The following is a 17,631-nucleotide window of genomic DNA, read 5'->3' as shown; positions in this document are numbered from 1 at the left end:
GTTCATCCTGAGCCAGGATCAAACTCTCCAATAAAGTTAGTTTGTCTAGCATCTAAAATAAAAATTGACGTTTCACGTTGTTTGTTTCGTTCAGTTTTCAAAGAACTACTTAGCCGCTCATTTGCGACTTCCTTATGTTAACATCTTCGTTAGTTAATGTCAACTAAGTTTTTTATTTCGTTTGTCGCTTTCGACGTTATTGTCATCGGCGACTTGTTCTATATTACACCTCTAATCTCTAATCGTCAATATGTTTTTCTAAAAAAATATAAAAAGGCTTATTTCTTTTAAAATAAGCCTTTTTTATCATATACCACTCTATTCGTTTATTATCTTTCTATAATTGGTAACGAGACGATAAACTGAATAACACCATCCTCATATTCAGCTCGAATACTACCACCTTGTAATTCAACAATACTTTTCGCAATCGCCAATCCAAGACCCGATCCTTCTGTTACTCTACTTCTAGATTGATCTTTCTTATAAAAACGTTCAAACAAACTCGCTAACTCTTCTCTCGTAAACGCTTCACTATGATTCGCAATTACAATTTGTATATCCCGGCGCTGCCTTTGAAGGGAAACTTTTATCTCCCCATCATCTTTACTATACTTAATCGCGTTCATTAATAAATTATCAAATACACGAACCATCTTTTCCGAATCAATCGCTGCATAGGCACGTTCTTCAGGAAACTTCTTAACGAACGTAAGTCCATGCTCTTCCGCCTGCGGTACTAACTCTTCTATTAATTGCTCCAATAACTCATTTATACATACTTCTTGTTTTTCTAATATAACTTGTTCATTCGTTAACTTCGTATACTCAAATAAATCTTCTATTAAATTCTTTAACTGCTCCGATTTAGCAAAAGCAATTCTTGTATACTCATCATGTTGTTCTTTATTTTCATATTTAGAATCTCGAAGTAATCGCAAGTAACCCATAATAGAAGTCAGTGGTGTACGTAAATCGTGAGATACATTCGTAATAAGCTCATTCTTTTGCTTCTCTAATCTACGTTCCTTTTCTATATTATTCATAAGCTCTTCCGCCATATTATTAATATTCTCAGTTAAAGACGCAATCTCATCTTCACCTTTCTTCTCAATACGGTACGCTAAGTTGCCTTTTTCTATTTCCTTTACACCTTCTGCCATCGCTTCAATTTGTTTCATCTTTCTTTTTGTTATATAGAAGAAAGAGAAGATGAACACGAGTACACCAATTAAAAATGGGAATGGGCCTTCTTGCGTATCATACATTACTACACCATCCGGAATTCCACTAACGAACATATATAAATTCTTATCTTCTATTGTAATAGGTGAAAAAGCTATAAATTCTTTTCTCGTATTTTCAAATATATCTTGACCATTTGAATAGTTAATCGCAAATGATGCTGCATTACGAATCGTATTATGCAGATCGATTTGCTCTTCTTGTGCCTGCTTCGTTTTATATACAACTTTACCACTTTCGTCAGTAACCAATATTTTTAAAGCTCTATTTCCTCGCTCTAAATTTTGATTCTCCGTTTCGATCATATTGGATATAGCTTCTAATTTATTTTCATGCACCGAACTATTTGCTGCTCTTTGAGCTTGATAATTAATTTGTTGCATACCAGACCGATAATCGACAGTCGCTTTACGATTCGCATTCTCAAAAAATGGTGCAGCTCCCTTTGCAAAAAAAACTCCTAATAACGCACAAGCAGCGAAAGTAGTAATCAGTTGAATTCTTATACTCTTTCGTACGCTCTTTACTAATTTCTCAATTAATTGTCTTATTTTCCTTATATAAGTAAATGGATTAAATATCTTTTTCAATCTTATACCCCACTCCCCATACTGTTTTTATATATCTAGGCTTCCTTGGATTCTCCTCAATCTTTTCACGTACTTTTCGAATATGCACCATTACAGTATTATCTGACTGAAAAGATCGTTCGTTCCAAACCTTTTCATAAATTTGCTCTGCGCTAAAGACCATACCGGGATTACGGGCTAGTAATTCTAGAATCGAAAATTCCCTTGGGGTCAGTTTCACTTCTTCTCCCTCTACAATAACTTTATGGGTCGAGATGTTGATTTTCATCTCTCCAATTTCTAGCTCGTCCTCATTTTGAATAGAAAAACCATTCATTTTCATATAACGGCGTAACTGAGATTTAATCCTTGCGATTAACTCTAACGGATTAAATGGTTTCGTTACGTAATCATCCGCACCCGTTGTTAACCCTAAAATCTTATCCATATCTTGCGTTTTCGCGGAAAGCATAATAATTGGCATTTCTTTTTCTTCCCTTACTTTCATACACATATGAATGCCGTCTACTTTCGGCATCATAATATCTAATACGACTAGATGTACTTCATTTTCTTCTAGTAAACGTAATCCTTCTTCGCCGTCCCCTGCTTGCAATACTTTATATCCTTCATTCTTTAAATAGATTGTAATAAGATTCCTAATTTCTTTTTCATCATCTACGACAAGTATTGTTTCATTGGCCACAATATCTCCCCCATCACTTTTTTAATCCCTAACTTCTATTATAGGAAAACTTCTGAAGAAAAACGCTCGGAAATCCTTAAGATTTTCTGAAGACGCAAAAAAGGTCTAGACTCCCCTTAAGTCTAGACCTTTCAAAAACCCCTTTTATTTACGAACGTAGATGAAATATAGTACGAATAAAACACCCATAACATACATAATCGGATGAATCTCTTTACGTCGACCACTTACTACCATTGTAATTGGATAGAAGATAAACCCGATTGCAATTCCTGTTGCGATACTATACGTAAGTGGCATTGAGATAATTGTAAAGAATGCTGGTACTGCAATCTCGAATTTCTTCCAATCAATTTCCCCTAAGGAAGAAACCATCAAGATTCCTACAATAATTAATGCTGGTGCCGTTACAGCTGGTGTTACAACACTTAGTAATGGCGAGAAGAATAGTGCCAGTAAGAAGAATCCTGCTGTTACAACTGCTGTAAATCCAGAACGTCCACCTGCCGCTACCCCTGCAGAAGATTCAATGTAAGACGTTGTTGTTGATGTACCTAAGATCGCACCAATTACAGTTGCAATCGCATCTGCGAATAACGCTTTTCCTGCACGTGGTAATTTATTGTTCTTCATTAATCCTGCTTGATTCGCAACCGCTACAAGCGTACCTGCTGTATCAAAGAAATCGATAAAGAAGAACGTTATAATAACAATCCCCATTTGAACAGTGAAAATATCTCCAAAGTGCGTTAACGCCGCACCGAACGTCGGTTCTAGACTCGGTATTGCTCCCACTACTGCTTTCGGAGTATCAATTAGTCCTGTTGCTACTCCTAAGATTGCTGTAAGAATCATACCGTAAAATACTGCACCATTAACTTTCTTAATCATGAAGATAATTGTCGCAACTACTCCGAAGATAGCTAGCAACGTTGTGCCCTTTGTTAAGTCCCCCAACCCAACAAGAACAGCATCATTTTTCACGATAATTCCGGCATTTTGGAATCCAAGAAAAGCAATGAACAATCCAATACCTGCCGCTACTGCAAACTTTAACTCTGATGGAATTGCATTAATGATTTTTTCACGAATACCTGAAGCAGTAAGAATAATAAAGATAATACCTGACATTAACGTTCCAGCAATTGCTGTTTGCCACGGAATACCCATCGTTAACACTGCTGTATAAGCAAAGAACGCGTTAATTCCCATACCCGGCGCCAAAGCAATCGGATACTTCGCGAAAATCCCCATAATTAACGAACCGATCGCTGCTGCTAATGCTGTAGCAACGAATACTGCACCTGGATCCATTCCTGTACCTGCCGGTAACCCTTTAACATTTCCAAGTGACAGCGTAGCAGGATTGACAAATAGTACATAAGCCATAGATAAAAATGTCGTTAAACCTGCTATGAACTCTGTTTTATAATTCGTGCCGAGTTCATCAAACTGAAAATAGCGTTTCATCTTACGTTTCCCCCGTTATATGATTACTCGCCGTAATCTCCTAGCCCTCTTTTATCTATTAAAAATAAAAAAGGCTTCCATTGCATATACATGGAAGCGTTCTATGAATAAAGATAAGATTCCCCTCACCTTTATAAAAACGCCTCGTAGTCAAGCCATTTACGGTAGCTAGGTAGAAACTTTCGGGCCATATCCCCGATATTATACGACGGCATAATATTCACTTTTCGTTTGAATTACATACTCATATTAACTTGACGAAGTAGTTTTGTCAATTTAAAAACGAACAATTTTATAAATTTTTATATTTTCGTTCGTATTAACACTAAAACAAAAAGATCCATCTATGCATAAGCAATAGATGGATCTTTTTATAAATACTATTCCCACTCAATCGTTGCTGGTGGCTTACTCGTTACATCATACACGATACGGTTAACGTGTTTTACTTCGTTTACGATACGTACAGAGATTTTCTCTAATACATCCCAAGGGATACGTGCCCAGTCAGCTGTCATACCGTCGATAGATGTTACTGCACGGATACCTACTGTGTAATCGTAAGTACGCTCGTCACCCATAACACCTACGCTACGCATGCCAGGAAGTGCAGTGAAGTATTGCCAAATTTCACGGTCTAAGCCCGCTTTAATAATTTCTTCACGTAAAATCGCATCAGATTCACGAACGATTTCTAATTTCTCTTCTGTGATTTCACCTAATACACGAATACCAAGACCCGGTCCTGGGAATGGTTGACGCCATACGATTTCATCAGGAATTCCTAGTTCAGATCCTAATACACGTACTTCATCTTTAAATAACGTGTTTAAAGGCTCAATTAATTTGAACTGCATGTCTTCTGGAAGTCCACCAACGTTATGGTGAGATTTAATTGTTTGTGCAGTTGCTGTACCACTTTCAACGATATCTGTGTACAGTGTACCTTGTGCTAAGAAGTCCATTCCTTCTAATTTAGAAGCTTCATCATCAAATACGTAAATGAATTCATTACCGATAATTTTACGTTTTTGTTCTGGATCTTCTACACCTTTTAACTTGTTCATGAAGCGTTCTTTTGCATCCACTTTAATAACGTTCATGTGGAAGCCTTCACTAAATGTTTTCATAACACCTTCTGCTTCGCCTTTACGAAGTAAACCATGGTCAACGAAAATACATGTTAACTGATCGCCGATTGCTTTATGAATTAATACTGCTACAACAGAAGAGTCTACACCGCCGCTAAGTGCACATAGTACTTTTTTGTCTCCAACAGTTTCACGGATTTTCTCTAGTTCTACTTCAATAAAGTTCTCCATGTTCCATCCTTCAGAACAGCCACATACGCCGAATACGAAGTTTTTAATTAAATCGTTACCGTGCTCAGAGTGACGTACTTCTGGGTGGAATTGTACACCGTATAAGTTTTTCGCTTCATTGCTCATACCAGCAATTGGGCAAGACTCACTTGTCGCGTCTACTACGAATCCTTCAGGTAAACCAGTTACTAAGTCGCCATGGCTCATCCATACAACTTGCTCTTCTGGAAGGTTCGCATATAATTTTGATTCGTTCTCTACTTTCAGAACAGCTTTTCCGTACTCACGGTGGTTTGCACGCTCTACTGTACCACCGAATTGTTGCGTCATAAGTTGCATACCGTAACAAATACCGAAGATCGGTAATCCTAGGTCAAAGATTTTTTCATCACAATGTAATGCACCTTCACCGTATACACTATTTGGTCCACCAGAGAAAATAATCCCTTTTGGATTCATTGCTTTAATTTCTTCCGCAGTAATTGTATGTGGATGAAGCTCACTGTATACACCGAACTCACGAATTCGACGTGCTATTAACTGATTGTATTGACTTCCAAAATCTAAAACGATAATTGTATCGTGTTGCTTCTTCAAAATAATCACCCCAACGTTAGTTCTCGTATATAAATATTTTCACCAATTTGGCGAAAAGCATTACCAATATAATAAAAAAAGCCAGTCCTCCGCCTCTAGTCTCATAACAAAGAAAAGGCAGGGGTCTGGCTTTATAAAGAAAGATAGTCTTCCGCTCTTTATAAATATAAGACACACTGCCTTCATAGTCAGGTTGTTTACGGTAACCCGGTAGAGACTCTCAAACCTTATCTTTGAGGATATATGAAGGATCGTTTTATATTATCTTCCTAGATTCTAACAATGAAGTGTCGGTATGGTCAAGAGAGAAAGCGACAAAATTCTACAGAAATTCATTTCCTTTTCTAAAAAATGTCCATTTCTATATAGAAATGGACATTTTTTAGAAAAGAATTACATCATCCCGCCCATGCCAGGCATTACCGTTGTAATTGGTCCTAGTTTGTCAGCTACTACAGCTAAAGTCGTATCATCAGTTTCTTCCTATTTTTTTACCTATATTTCATCAACCTGTTCTAGCTCTTACGCTGGCATAAATACACTCAAACAAAAGAGTTAATAAACACTATAAAAGCCTATGCAAGTTATACATAAGCTTTTTGTTATTCACGATTAGCTATTTTTCAAGTTCTAATCCTTACAGCAATTATTAATAAGATTAAATATAATAATCAGGGTTTTCGTCCATTTTAATTAAAAATTCTTCTAAAGAATCCGCTATTTTCTCATCTTCAGAGTAAATAGGACATTGACCTAATTCATTTTCCTCTTTAAATTTAATTGTTAAAAAGTTAAGTTCTGTTGCTTCGAAAAATACTAATGATTCATCATCATCTACATCATCTAGGTTTGGATTATATTCGTAAATATCCTGTCTTAAGCGAAAATCCGCAACTGAAATCGGGTCCATAAACCTGTTGAAAAACATTCTTTTATCGGACTTTAAAAAACCACAACCTATTTCTTGATAAAAACGTTGCAGTTCTTTTGGGAGTTTCATTTGTAATAAGCTTTCTGCTTCATCTATCTCTTCTTGATATATAGGATAAAAAATAGGTTTTTGTTTAGAACGTACACTTCTGTCTGCTACAACATATTTTTTCAAAAAGTTAAACATAGCGTTAATACCTCCGTTATTTACTTTTTCTTAAAAATCTCTTTTGAAATACCTTCCTTGCCATGAATCCCACCTTGATGTTCAGTAGGAAATTTAGCTGGGTGTATATTCCACCACTCATGTTCTCCACCGTGTGCATTTTCAATAAAATGATGTGCATCATACGGGTCATCTACATGCCTTAGTGGTATTCCTCTTCTAGAAAGGATTTCTTCTTCATAAGTAGGCCATTTTTGGTTAGTCTCCAGTTCCCACTCTTCTCTTAAATCATCTTTTAATCTAGCAAATTCACTTCTTCTTTTTGCAACTTCTTCTTTGCTTAATCGTTCATAACTATTATTTTCTATGTGTTCTTGTAGTAACTCCCTCTGTTTTTCAGGGATTTTCCTATTTGTAATTTCTTCTACTTGGCTAATGTATTCTTGGAATCTAGGTGTATTTAAATTACCAGGATTAGCAAACATAAATGTATTTCGTGCTTCTTCTAAAGAATTAAAAGAAGTTTTTGGAACATCTCTAAAATCACCCGCATAAGCAAAGGGGTCTCTCATTTGTAATTTATTTGAAAAATGAGCAATACTCTGTTCTGCTTTTGTCCCTAATGTAGTTACTTTCCCTACTCTACTTATTCCTTTATCCCCAATCCAAGTCCCATAAAAATACTTGTGCCCCATTTTGTACGACTTTCCGCATCACCATACCAAAAATCATTCATAAATGAATCCGAAACAGTATTCCAAGCGGTAGAAACTGTCTCTATAGGGTGACCTATAGCATACTTAATATTTTCCTTTGTTACTGTATCGTCTAATGAATCAAATCCTTCTACAATCTCCCCAATAACTTTCCCAGAGCCAACATATATACCATCCCAAATTTTTCTCAGCATAGACTTTTCAGAAGGCTTGTCGCCCATTGCTCCTGCTTCTATCTTTTCATTAGATAAACTTCTATCAACTAAATTACCATCATAACGTTCATCAGCATTACGAAACTTTTCAGCAGCATGCATTAGTTCTTCTGCAATCTTATCAAATTCCCTAAACACATTAAACATTTGAGGTTTCGTTTCATTAACTTACAGTTTTCCAGAAATTCCCGGAATGCAATCTTTACCAACACAAAAAAGGCTACCTCCTTTCATCAAGGAAGTAGCCTTCTACTAATTAACTATTTATAGATTGCACAGCTTCACAGAGTGATGCTTATTACATCATTCCGCCCATACCGCCCATGCCCATGCCGCCCATGTCAGGCATTGCTGGTGCATTTGGTTCTGGTTTGTCAGCTACTACAGCTTCAGTTGTTAAGAACATAGCTGCAACAGATGCTGCGTTTTGAAGTGCAGAGCGAGTTACTTTAGCTGGATCTACGATACCAGTTTCAAGCATGTTAACCCACTCGCCAGTAGCTGCGTTGAAACCAACGCCTACTTTTTCGCCTTTTAGACGCTCTACAACTACAGATCCTTCTAGACCAGCGTTGATTGCGATTTGACGAACTGGCTCTTCTAGTGCACGAAGTACGATGTTAATACCTGTTGCTTCATCGCCTTCAGCTACGATAGAAGCTACTTTTGTGTATACGTTCATAAGTGAAGTACCACCACCTGCAACGATACCTTCTTCTACTGCTGCACGAGTTGAGTTAAGTGCATCCTCAATGCGAAGTTTGCGCTCTTTTAACTCAGTTTCAGTTGCTGCACCTACTTTAATTACTGCTACGCCACCTGCAAGTTTTGCAAGACGCTCTTGTAATTTTTCACGATCGAATTCAGAAGTTGTTTCTTCTAATTGCGCACGGATTTGACCGATGCGAGCTTCGATTTGTTCTGTGCTTCCTACACCTTCAACTACAGTTGTGTTTTCTTTCGTTACAACAACTTTACCAGCGCGTCCTAAAGATTCAACTGTAGCAGATTTTAAGTCACGGCCTAATTCTTCAGTGATTACTTCGCCACCAGTTAAGATTGCGATATCTTCTAGCATTGCTTTACGACGGTCACCAAATCCAGGAGCTTTAACAGCTACTACATTGAATGTACCACGAAGTTTGTTCACTACTAATGTAGCTAATGCTTCGCCTTCTACATCTTCAGCAATGATAAGAAGTGGTTTACCTTGTTGTACCACTTGCTCTAATACTGGTAAGATTTCTTGAATGTTAGAAATCTTTTTGTCAGTGATTAAGATGTATGGGTTATCAAGAACTGCTTCCATTTTGTCAGAATCAGTAATCATGTAAGGAGATGCATATCCACGATCAAATTGCATACCTTCTACTACGTCTAATTCTGTTGTGAAACCTTTAGATTCTTCTAAAGTAATAACGCCGTCGTTACCAACGCGCTCCATTGCTTCAGCGATTAATTGACCTACCTCTTCGTCAGCAGCAGAAATAGCAGCTACTTGTGCGATAGAAGATTTACCTTCGATTGGTTTAGAAATCGTTTTTAATTCTTCTACTGCAGCAACTACAGCTTTTTCGATACCTTTACGAAGGCCCATTGGGTTCGCACCAGCTGTTACGTTTTTAAGACCTTCACGAATCATAGCTTGTGCTAATACAGTTGCAGTTGTTGTTCCGTCACCAGCTACATCATTTGTTTTGCTAGCAACTTCTGCTACTAATTTCGCACCCATGTTTTCGAATGCATCTTCTAATTCAATTTCTTTTGCGATTGTTACACCATCATTTGTAATAAGTGGTGAACCGAATTTTTTCTCAAGTACAACGTTACGACCTTTTGGTCCAAGCGTTACTTTTACTGCGTTTGCAAGAGTGTCGACACCGCGAAGCATCGAACGACGTGCTTCTTCACTAAATTTAATATCTTTTGCCATAATAATTGACCCCCTTGGATTTTTTAAGATTTATATAATTAACCGATAACTGCTAAAATGTCACTTTCACGTAAAATCAAGTAGTCTGTACCTTCATATTTCACTTCAGTACCTGCATATTTTGAGAAGATGATAAGATCACCTGCTGCTACCTCTAAAGCAACACGCTCACCATTTTCAAGCACTCGACCAGTACCTACTGCAATAACTTTACCCTCTTGTGGTTTTTCTTTTGCTGTGTCTGGTAATACAATACCACTTGCTGTTTTTTCTTCCGCTTGAACAAGCTCAATTACAACGCGATCACCTAATGGCTTTAGCATGAACAATAACCTCCTCATTTTGTTATGTAAATTTTATTTATTAGCACTCAGGTCACCCGAGTGCTAACACACTTATAATAATAAATAATCTCAATTTCTTTTGCAAGTAAAAAAATCATAATTTTTTCGCAAATTACGCTATAAACTTTTCTATATAGAGTTCCTCTTCTTCTACCTTTACCATATGAATCGTTGTTTCCACTACTCGTATGTTACAATATGAAAGGACACCCTAAGTTGTTTTCGCTACACACACAACTTTCTCCTGTCTTCCATTATAATTTCGAATAAGGATTTACAAAAAAATCATAATGTAAGTAAGGTTTATATCGTAGGTAGCATATGTACATGTTATCCTACCTTATCTCATACACTAGAGTTAGAAAGGATGGTTAAACCATTTGAAAAAACAATATTGGTGGGTTATCGTTACATACATCTTAATGCAGTTATCATCAATTGCTGGATTACCACTTCTCCTGAAAACTGGCCTTTATGATAACAGGGGATTTACTAGGGAAGAGAAATTTCAACTCATAACTGGTCACTGGGCAATCATTAGCTTCTTTATTGCATTATGTATCGTACTTTGGTTACTTAGAACAGATATTCGCGACAGACATTTAGATACAAAGCGTTCTACTGTTCCAGCTACGATTGGTTGGATTTTTATCGGGTTCTTCTTAGCATTTTTCTCGCAAAGTATTGCTGGTATGATTGAAATGTATATATTAGGTATTAAACCTGGATCTGAAAATACAGCGAGGCTTATGGATATCGCAAGAACGACACCTTGGTTCCTTATCGTCATCTCTATAATAGGACCTATTTTGGAAGAAATCGTATTTAGAAAAATTTTATTTGGTACACTTTATAAGAAGTTTAACTTCTTTATTGCCGCTATCATTAGTTCCCTTGTATTTGCGGCGATTCATTTTGATTTTACTCACTTATTGGTATACACTGCTATGGGTCTCGTATTCGCCTTCTTATATGTAAAAACGAAGCGTATTATCGTTCCCATTGCAGCTCATGTTGCAATGAATACATTAGTTGCAATTGCCCAAGTTTTAGTGAGTAACGAACAAATTCAGGAAATGATTAAAGAAGCTGAAAAAATGCAAGGCTTTATCGGAGGATTTTTAGTATGAGAAACTCACCATTGTTCATGGCTGCATTGTACTTCCTTCTAGGATGTATCTTTACACGTTTCGCCATTACGAACGTAACAGATACAATTTGGAATATGTGGACAATACTATTTGCAGTTATGGCAACGATTGATTTTAATTTGGCACTTCGCCTTATCTTAGTTAAATTCACAAAGAAAAAACAATAATAAAACGCAGAGGTCGCTTCCTCTGCGTTTTATTGTGGATAATTCTTCAAAAAGTAAACTAATGTTTGTAACTCTACTGCTAAATCAATATGATGAATTCTTATATTTTCTGACACATTTAAGCGCGCTGGTGTGAAATTCAAAATACCATGCACGTTTGTTTCTGCCAATCTATCGGCTACAGATTGCGCTACTGTAGCGGGTACTGTTAATATTGCCACTTGTATATCAGTTGATAAACGTTCTTCTAATTCATCTAAGTGATATACAGGAATGCCTCCGATTTCTGTTCCAACTTTCTCTTCACTAACATCAAATGCCATTTCAATCTTTGTATTATTGTTTTTCGTGAAATTATAATGTAAGAAAGCGGTCCCTAAATTACCTACTCCAATAAGCGCTACACGTGTTATATCATCTTGGTCGAGTGTTTCACGGAAAAATGATAATAAATAATTTACATTATATCCATATCCTTTTTTCCCTAACGCTCCAAAGTATGAGAAATCTCTTCGAATTGTTGCGGAATCAACCTTTACCGCTTCACTTAATTCAGCTGATGAAACACGTTGCTTACCAGAAAGAGATAAGTTTTGGATAAATCGATAGTATAGAGGCAATCTCTTAGCAGTGGCTTGTGGAATTTTCTGCTGCTCCATATAACCTCTCCTCTCTTCCTATCTTTATTCATATGCTTTAATCAAATACAGAAGTTTAGCACTTATTAAATTCCTTGTATAATAGAAAGAAGAAGTATTCTCTCTGTATTTTAAACTATACACTATTTTTAGTATGATTGAGAAATATAAACATGGCAAAGTTAAGAAATTATTTGAGGTGAAAACATTGATTTTATTACAAGTAAACGCGCTTTCGAAATTATACGGTGCAGAAACGATTCTTGCAAACATAAAATTAGAAGTTCAAACGAAAGATCGTATCGCATTAGTCGGACGAAATGGAGCCGGAAAATCTACATTATTAAAAATAATAGCGGGTGAGCTATCTCATGATAGTGGCGAAATTATAAAACCGAAAGATGTCTCAATCGGATATTTAGCTCAAAATACTGGTTTAGAAACGTCTTTAACAATTTGGGATGAAATGCTAACCGTCTTTACACACTTGCAGCAAATGGAGACAAAACTTCGAAGGCTAGAGCAAGAGATGGGAAAAGAAGAAAACTTTTCAAACGAGGCTATATATGAAAGATTATTAGCTGATTATGACCAATTACAATTAGATTATAAAGATCAAGGTGGCTATCAGTACGAAGCAGATATCCGTTCGATTTTAAGCGGTCTTGGCTTCCCAGTTGAAACGCACCAGACAACGATTTCCACATTAAGCGGTGGACAAAAAACACGATTAGCTCTCGGTAAATTATTATTAACGAAACCAGACCTACTTATTTTGGACGAGCCTACAAACCATTTAGACATCGAAACATTAACATGGCTTGAACAATATTTACAAGGTTATCCTGGCGCAATATTAATCGTTTCCCATGACCGTTATTTCTTAGATAAACTTGTTACACAAGTATATGAAATTTCGAATAAAGAAAGTAGACGATTTGTTGGTAACTACAGTAAATATTTAGACTTAAAATCAGCACTATACGAGCAAGAAATGAAACGTTATGAAAAACAACAAGATGAAATCGCTAAGCTAGAGGACTTCGTTCAAAAAAATATAGCTCGTGCATCTACGACAAAACGTGCACAAAGCCGTCGTAAACAATTAGACCGTATGGAACTATTAACAAGACCATTAGGTGACTCTAAGTCAGCTTCCTTCCACTTCGATATCGAAAAACAAAGCGGAAATGATGTGTTACAAGTAAAGGATGCAACTATCGGCTATGATAAGGATCCAATTATTGAACATGTAACAATGCGCTTAACTCGCGGAGATAGCGTTGCTTTAGTTGGTCCAAATGGAATTGGGAAATCCACATTATTAAAATCAATTGTGAATAAGTTACCACTACTACATGGTGATGTTTCTTTCGGATCCAATGTATCTGTTGGTTACTATGATCAAGAACAAGCCAATTTAACATCTTCTAAGCGCGTTTTAAATGAGTTATGGGATGAATATCCACTGCAACCTGAAAAAGAAATTCGCACGATACTAGGCAACTTCTTATTCACAGGAGATGATGTACTAAAACCAGTATCATCTCTTAGTGGTGGACAAAAAGCTCGGTTAGCTCTCGCAAAACTTATGATGCAAAAATCGAATTTATTAATTCTCGATGAGCCTACAAACCATCTTGATTTAAATAGTAAAGAGATTTTGGAGAATGCTTTGATTGATTATCCTGGTACCCTTCTCTTTGTATCTCATGACCGCTACTTTATTAATCGTGTAACGACGACCGTTGTTGAGTTATCAACAGAAGGTGCACAGGAATATTTAGGGGACTATGATTACTACGTTGAAAAGAAAAATGAGATGATTGAACGTGCTGAATTTGAACAACAAGAACAGCAAGAAAATCAGACACCTGTTCAAAAAACTGTAGCTCCAGAAAAATTAAATTATCTCGAAGAAAAAGAGCGCAAAAAGTTGGAGCGTCAACGTACTCGAAAAATTGAGGAACTAGAACAAAATATTGTACAATTTGAAGAAGAAATTGCTACGTTAGAAGATCAACTTTGCTTACCAGAAATATATGCAGATTATGAAAAGGCTAGTGAAATTACAACGAAAAAGCAAACACTACAAGAACAACTTGATGCTTGTATGGCAGAATGGGAAGAATTGCATTTATAAGAGTATGAATAAGAAGGATGTCTCATCAGTCGGGATTTTTGACGATGGGACATCCTTTTTATCTTCTAGCCATGGTCAACCTCTATTGCATAAACGATTCGACACGAGATATCGATTTGCCGACAAGGTTTGACAATATTAGCCCCCGTTATAATAAGGGCATATTTCAAAATGTTTTTTAGAGATACCTTCTTCGTTTTTATTTCCCGAAAAAGGATAGGTTCAAAGGTCAGACTTCATCTATTTTATCCACAAGTTTATACACATATCCACCTTTATAAAATAAACATCTAAATAACTTTTCCACATTATCCACAATCAAAGAAAAAGTTATCAACATTTTATATACACAATAAAACCCACATTATCAACAGATAATATGGGTTTTATCCACAAGCTGTGGTTAATTTTGTGCATAACTATGCTTCAATATCTAATCCTGGATTTGCATTTAAAGCTAATGTAGCACGTTTTCCTTGTTCATACGCAATTGTACCTGCCGCCGCAATCATAGCTGCATTATCTGTACATAAAGATAGAGGAGGAATAATTAGTTCGACATTTTCTTTTTGTGCAAATTCTGCTTCTAAACGTGCACGAAGTCCTTTATTCGCAGCTACTCCACCAGCAAGAAGCACTTGCTTTACGTTATAAGCATCCGCCGCACGAGATGCTTTCGTTACTAATACGTCAATTACACTCTCTTGGAAACTTGCTGCTAAATCTTCCGGTGCAATTTCTATCCCGCGTTGTTTTGCGTTATGCACAGTGTTGATAACTGCTGATTTCAATCCGCTAAAACTGAAATCATACGAATCAGGTTCTAGCCATGCACGAGGTAAATCAATTGTTGGTTCTCCTTCATGTGCAAGTCGATCAATATGAGGACCACCTGGATATGGCATAGATAACGTACGAGCTACTTTATCATATGCCTCTCCTGCTGCATCATCTCGCGTTTCACCAATTACTTCAAATGAACCATGTTCTTTCATATAAACAAGCTCTGTATGTCCACCAGAGACAACAAGGGATAGTAATGGGAATTGAACTTCTTTTACTAAACGGTTCGCATAAATGTGGCCAGCGATATGATGAACACCAACTAGGGGGATATCATGTGCAAATGCCACTGCTTTCGCTGCGTTCACCCCTATTAGAAGCGCTCCTACTAAACCAGGTCCTTCTGTTACAGCAATTGCATCAATATCATCAAATGTGATATTCGCTTCTTTTAAAGCTTCCTCTAATACAACTGTAATTTCTTCTACATGATGACGGGATGCAATCTCTGGTACAACTCCGCCAAAACGTTTATGACTTTCAATTTGTGATGCAACAACATTCGCAATAATTTCCGTTCCATTTTTAACAACCGCTACTGCTGTTTCATCACAACTTGTTTCAATACCAAGTATAATCGTATTTTTTTCCATTATATATTCACCCACATTACGAGACCATCTTCCTGATTGTCTGCATAGTATCGTTTACGAATTCCACCATTTTGAAATCCGTATTTTCTGTATAACTGTTTTGCTACTTCATTTGATACACGTACTTCAAGTGTCATCGTTTTTACACCTAGAGTTTTCGCCTCGGAAATAACTTCTTTTAATAAAGCATCTCCTAGCTTTTGACCTCTGTATTCTGGCAAAATAGCTATATTTGTTATATGTGATTCATCAATAATTATCCACAATCCACAATACCCAATTACACGACCATCTTTTTCTAGCACAACATAATGTGCATGTTCATTCATCGTTAACTCACGGTGAAAGGCATCTGCAGTCCAAGGAGTTGAAAAAGATGCTTCTTCAATAGCTACAATTTGAGCAATATCATCGAGTTCCATCTTTCTAAATATCATATCCATTCTCTGCAAGCTCCTACTTATTTTGACTTTCTAACCACTTTGTTTCAGCTTCAGCTAAACGAAGGTAACTAGGAACAAATGAATGTACATCTTGTTCTTCTTTTTGTAATCCTAAGAACGCTAGCTCACTTGGTCTTGGGTTATTTTTAGTGAAAGGAGCAAAGACAGCTTGATCGCCTAAATGTTCGATAATTGTTTCTTTGTGTAGTTTCACATCGTTACCAATAAATAAAACAGGCTTTCCTTTATCTTTTAACATTTGCAACCAGTCTACAATAAGGATGATTCGGTCTTCCTCTATAGAAGTTAAATCCTCTCCTTCATATGTATATAAGCCAGTATAAATTTGTCCACGTCTTCCATCGAATAAAGGACAGATTAATCCATCAAAATTAGCTCCGTTTGCAGCCACTACTTCTAAACTTGATACACCTACAATTGGTATTTGAAGTGACCAAGCTAATGTTTTGGCAGCTGTCACACCTATACGAACACCTGTATATGATCCTGGTCCAGCAGCTACAACTATTTTAGTTAATTCTTTTGGTTTTACACCGCATTCTTTTAACAGTTGTTCTACAGCTGGCATAAGACGCACAGAATGATTTTTTGTTAAATTTGTAATGATTTCCCCAATTACGTTTCCTTCTTCAATAAGGGATACACCCATTACATAATTTGAAGTATCAATTGCTAGTACTTTCATCTTGTAATAGCTCCTCACATAATCTAATATAGCGATCTCCAATCGGCTCGAGTACAATGTTTCTTGTGTCATCTCCAGCATGGAATAAACTAATTTGTAGCTTCTCATTTGGTAAATATGCTTCTATTAAATGAGCCCATTCTACTACCGTAATTCCTTCACCATAGAAATACTCATCAAAACCTAAGTCTTCTTCACTTTCTGCTAAGCGATACACGTCCATATGATATAGCGGTAATCTCCCTTTATATTCTTTAATAATATTAAAGGTAGGGCTATTTACAACTCTTTTCACTCCAAGACCTTTTGCTAGTCCCTTTGTAAAAGTCGTCTTACCAGCCCCTAGATCTCCTTCTAAAATAATTACATCTTGTGCCTGAGCAAGTTCACCAAGTTTTTCTGATAATCTTTGTGTTTCCTCAGATGATTTTGTTGTTATTTCATATTTACTCACAGACTTCACCTACTTTACTCACAATGTTCTCTGCTCTTTATTATACAGGTTTTGAATATATAAAAAAGTCCTTAGGAGTTTTCCTAAGGATAGTTTGACTGTCTTTATTAGTTTTTTGTTAAAACAAATAAAAAAATACGAAACAACATGTTTCGTTCTTTTCTTTATATAAAATGGCGGTCCCGACCGGGGTCGAACCGGCGATCTCCTGCGTGACAGGCAGGCATGTTAACCACTACACCACGGGACCATTTGGTTGCGGGGACAGGATTTGAACCTG

Annotated in this window: 15 protein-coding genes, 1 tRNA gene, 1 pseudogene and 2 riboswitches; of the genes and pseudogenes, 3 read left to right on the top strand and 14 right to left on the bottom strand. The window is 36.6% G+C overall.

The window, feature by feature from the left end; translation table 11 throughout:
• Positions 1 to 329: 329 nt before the first annotated feature.
• The 8 genes and pseudogenes from ampS to groES form a co-directional block, all read right to left on the bottom strand.
• On the bottom strand, positions 330 to 1,835 hold the full coding sequence (gene ampS, locus MR079_RS23370) for an aminopeptidase AmpS (RefSeq protein ID WP_016716306.1): 1,506 nt from the start codon (positions 1,833 to 1,835) through the stop codon (positions 330 to 332).
• A complete protein-coding gene (locus MR079_RS23365; protein WP_001262954.1) occupies positions 1,819 to 2,520 on the bottom strand; it encodes a response regulator transcription factor in 702 nt (233 codons plus the stop codon). The genes ampS and MR079_RS23365 overlap by 17 nt, the downstream gene beginning before the upstream one ends.
• Before the next feature lie 144 nt (positions 2,521 to 2,664).
• Positions 2,665 to 3,990, bottom strand: a complete 1,326-nt coding sequence (locus tag MR079_RS23360) for an NCS2 family permease (RefSeq protein WP_242294725.1) — start codon at positions 3,988 to 3,990, stop codon at positions 2,665 to 2,667.
• Between the two features lie 127 nt (positions 3,991 to 4,117).
• A riboswitch (purine riboswitch) is annotated at positions 4,118 to 4,219 on the bottom strand.
• Positions 4,220 to 4,370: 151 nt separating this feature from the next.
• Positions 4,371 to 5,909: a glutamine-hydrolyzing GMP synthase gene (gene guaA, locus MR079_RS23355; RefSeq protein WP_000743900.1), complete on the bottom strand. Its 1,539-nt coding sequence runs from the start codon at positions 5,907 to 5,909 to the stop codon at positions 4,371 to 4,373.
• Positions 5,910 to 6,074: 165 nt separating this feature from the next.
• Positions 6,075 to 6,176: riboswitch (purine riboswitch) on the bottom strand.
• A 391-nt stretch (positions 6,177 to 6,567) separates the two neighbouring features.
• Positions 6,568 to 7,026 carry an SMI1/KNR4 family protein gene (locus MR079_RS23350; protein ID WP_097952839.1) on the bottom strand — a complete coding sequence of 153 codons (459 nt, stop codon included), beginning with the start codon at positions 7,024 to 7,026 and terminating at the stop codon, positions 6,568 to 6,570.
• Between the two features lie 20 nt (positions 7,027 to 7,046).
• A pseudogene (locus tag MR079_RS23345) lies at positions 7,047 to 8,083 on the bottom strand (hypothetical protein).
• Between the two features lie 151 nt (positions 8,084 to 8,234).
• Positions 8,235 to 9,869: a chaperonin GroEL gene (gene groL, locus MR079_RS23340; RefSeq protein WP_001029999.1), complete on the bottom strand. Its 1,635-nt coding sequence runs from the start codon at positions 9,867 to 9,869 to the stop codon at positions 8,235 to 8,237.
• Positions 9,870 to 9,907: 38 nt separating this feature from the next.
• On the bottom strand, positions 9,908 to 10,192 hold the full coding sequence (gene groES, locus MR079_RS23335) for a co-chaperone GroES (protein ID WP_000917306.1): 285 nt from the start codon (positions 10,190 to 10,192) through the stop codon (positions 9,908 to 9,910).
• 401 nt (positions 10,193 to 10,593) lie between these two features.
• On the opposite strand from groES, the gene MR079_RS23330 reads away from it, so the two are divergent.
• Both MR079_RS23330 and MR079_RS23325 read left to right on the top strand, forming a co-directional pair.
• Entirely contained in the window at positions 10,594 to 11,343 is a 750-nt protein-coding gene (locus MR079_RS23330) for a CPBP family intramembrane glutamic endopeptidase (protein WP_242294723.1), read from the top strand.
• Positions 11,340 to 11,531: a YdiK family protein gene (locus tag MR079_RS23325; protein WP_001246201.1), complete on the top strand. Its 192-nt coding sequence runs from the start codon at positions 11,340 to 11,342 to the stop codon at positions 11,529 to 11,531. Before MR079_RS23330 ends, MR079_RS23325 begins: the two co-directional genes overlap by 4 nt.
• 29 nt (positions 11,532 to 11,560) lie before the next feature.
• Here MR079_RS23325 and MR079_RS23320 read toward each other — a convergent pair whose 3' ends face one another.
• Positions 11,561 to 12,190 (bottom strand): redox-sensing transcriptional repressor Rex, encoded by a 630-nt coding sequence (locus MR079_RS23320; protein ID WP_000437705.1) that lies wholly within the window; start codon positions 12,188 to 12,190, stop codon positions 11,561 to 11,563.
• Positions 12,191 to 12,377: 187 nt separating this feature from the next.
• On the opposite strand from MR079_RS23320, the gene MR079_RS23315 reads away from it, so the two are divergent.
• Entirely contained in the window at positions 12,378 to 14,312 is a 1,935-nt protein-coding gene (locus tag MR079_RS23315) for an ABC-F family ATP-binding cassette domain-containing protein (protein WP_277933154.1), read from the top strand.
• Positions 14,313 to 14,731: 419 nt separating this feature from the next.
• Here MR079_RS23315 and tsaD read toward each other — a convergent pair whose 3' ends face one another.
• The 5 genes from tsaD to MR079_RS23290 form a co-directional block, all read right to left on the bottom strand.
• Positions 14,732 to 15,748 carry a tRNA (adenosine(37)-N6)-threonylcarbamoyltransferase complex transferase subunit TsaD gene (tsaD, locus tag MR079_RS23310; protein WP_000414588.1) on the bottom strand — a complete coding sequence of 339 codons (1,017 nt, stop codon included), beginning with the start codon at positions 15,746 to 15,748 and terminating at the stop codon, positions 14,732 to 14,734.
• Complete coding sequence (rimI, locus tag MR079_RS23305; protein ID WP_000367197.1) at positions 15,748 to 16,191, bottom strand: ribosomal protein S18-alanine N-acetyltransferase; 444 nt, start codon at positions 16,189 to 16,191, stop codon at positions 15,748 to 15,750. Before rimI ends, tsaD begins: the two co-directional genes overlap by 1 nt.
• A 13-nt stretch (positions 16,192 to 16,204) precedes the next feature.
• On the bottom strand, positions 16,205 to 16,897 hold the full coding sequence (gene tsaB / locus MR079_RS23300; RefSeq protein ID WP_001975528.1) for a tRNA (adenosine(37)-N6)-threonylcarbamoyltransferase complex dimerization subunit type 1 TsaB: 693 nt from the start codon (positions 16,895 to 16,897) through the stop codon (positions 16,205 to 16,207).
• Entirely contained in the window at positions 16,878 to 17,351 is a 474-nt protein-coding gene (tsaE, locus tag MR079_RS23295; protein ID WP_000049631.1) for a tRNA (adenosine(37)-N6)-threonylcarbamoyltransferase complex ATPase subunit type 1 TsaE, read from the bottom strand. The genes tsaB and tsaE overlap by 20 nt, the downstream gene beginning before the upstream one ends.
• 174 nt (positions 17,352 to 17,525) lie before the next feature.
• A tRNA-Asp gene (locus tag MR079_RS23290) sits at positions 17,526 to 17,601 on the bottom strand.
• Positions 17,602 to 17,631 lie beyond the last annotated feature (30 nt).

The organism is Bacillus cereus group sp. BfR-BA-01381, from assembly GCF_022663555.1.
Taxonomy (GTDB): Bacteria; Bacillota; Bacilli; order Bacillales; family Bacillaceae_G; genus Bacillus_A; species Bacillus_A pacificus.
The sequence above is the reverse complement of the archived record's forward strand: the minus strand, read 5'-3'. Positions and strand labels throughout refer to the sequence as shown.

Bases quoted from the DNA above. Each gene is read 5' to 3' on its own strand.
- MR079_RS23360 (WP_242294725.1), bottom strand. From the start codon at position 3,990: ATGAAACGCTATTTTCAGTTTGATGAACTCGGCACGAATTATAAAACA.
- MR079_RS23350 (WP_097952839.1), bottom strand. From the start codon at position 7,026: ATGTTTAACTTTTTGAAAAAATATGTTGTAGCAGACAGAAGTGTACGT.
- groL (WP_001029999.1), bottom strand. From the start codon at position 9,869: ATGGCAAAAGATATTAAATTTAGTGAAGAAGCACGTCGTTCGATGCTT.
- groES (WP_000917306.1), bottom strand. From the start codon at position 10,192: ATGCTAAAGCCATTAGGTGATCGCGTTGTAATTGAGCTTGTTCAAGCG.
- MR079_RS23325 (WP_001246201.1), top strand. From the start codon at position 11,340: ATGAGAAACTCACCATTGTTCATGGCTGCATTGTACTTCCTTCTAGGA.
- MR079_RS23320 (WP_000437705.1), bottom strand. From the start codon at position 12,190: ATGGAGCAGCAGAAAATTCCACAAGCCACTGCTAAGAGATTGCCTCTA.
- tsaD (WP_000414588.1), bottom strand. From the start codon at position 15,748: ATGGAAAAAAATACGATTATACTTGGTATTGAAACAAGTTGTGATGAA.
- rimI (WP_000367197.1), bottom strand. From the start codon at position 16,191: ATGGATATGATATTTAGAAAGATGGAACTCGATGATATTGCTCAAATT.
- tsaB (WP_001975528.1), bottom strand. From the start codon at position 16,897: ATGAAAGTACTAGCAATTGATACTTCAAATTATGTAATGGGTGTATCC.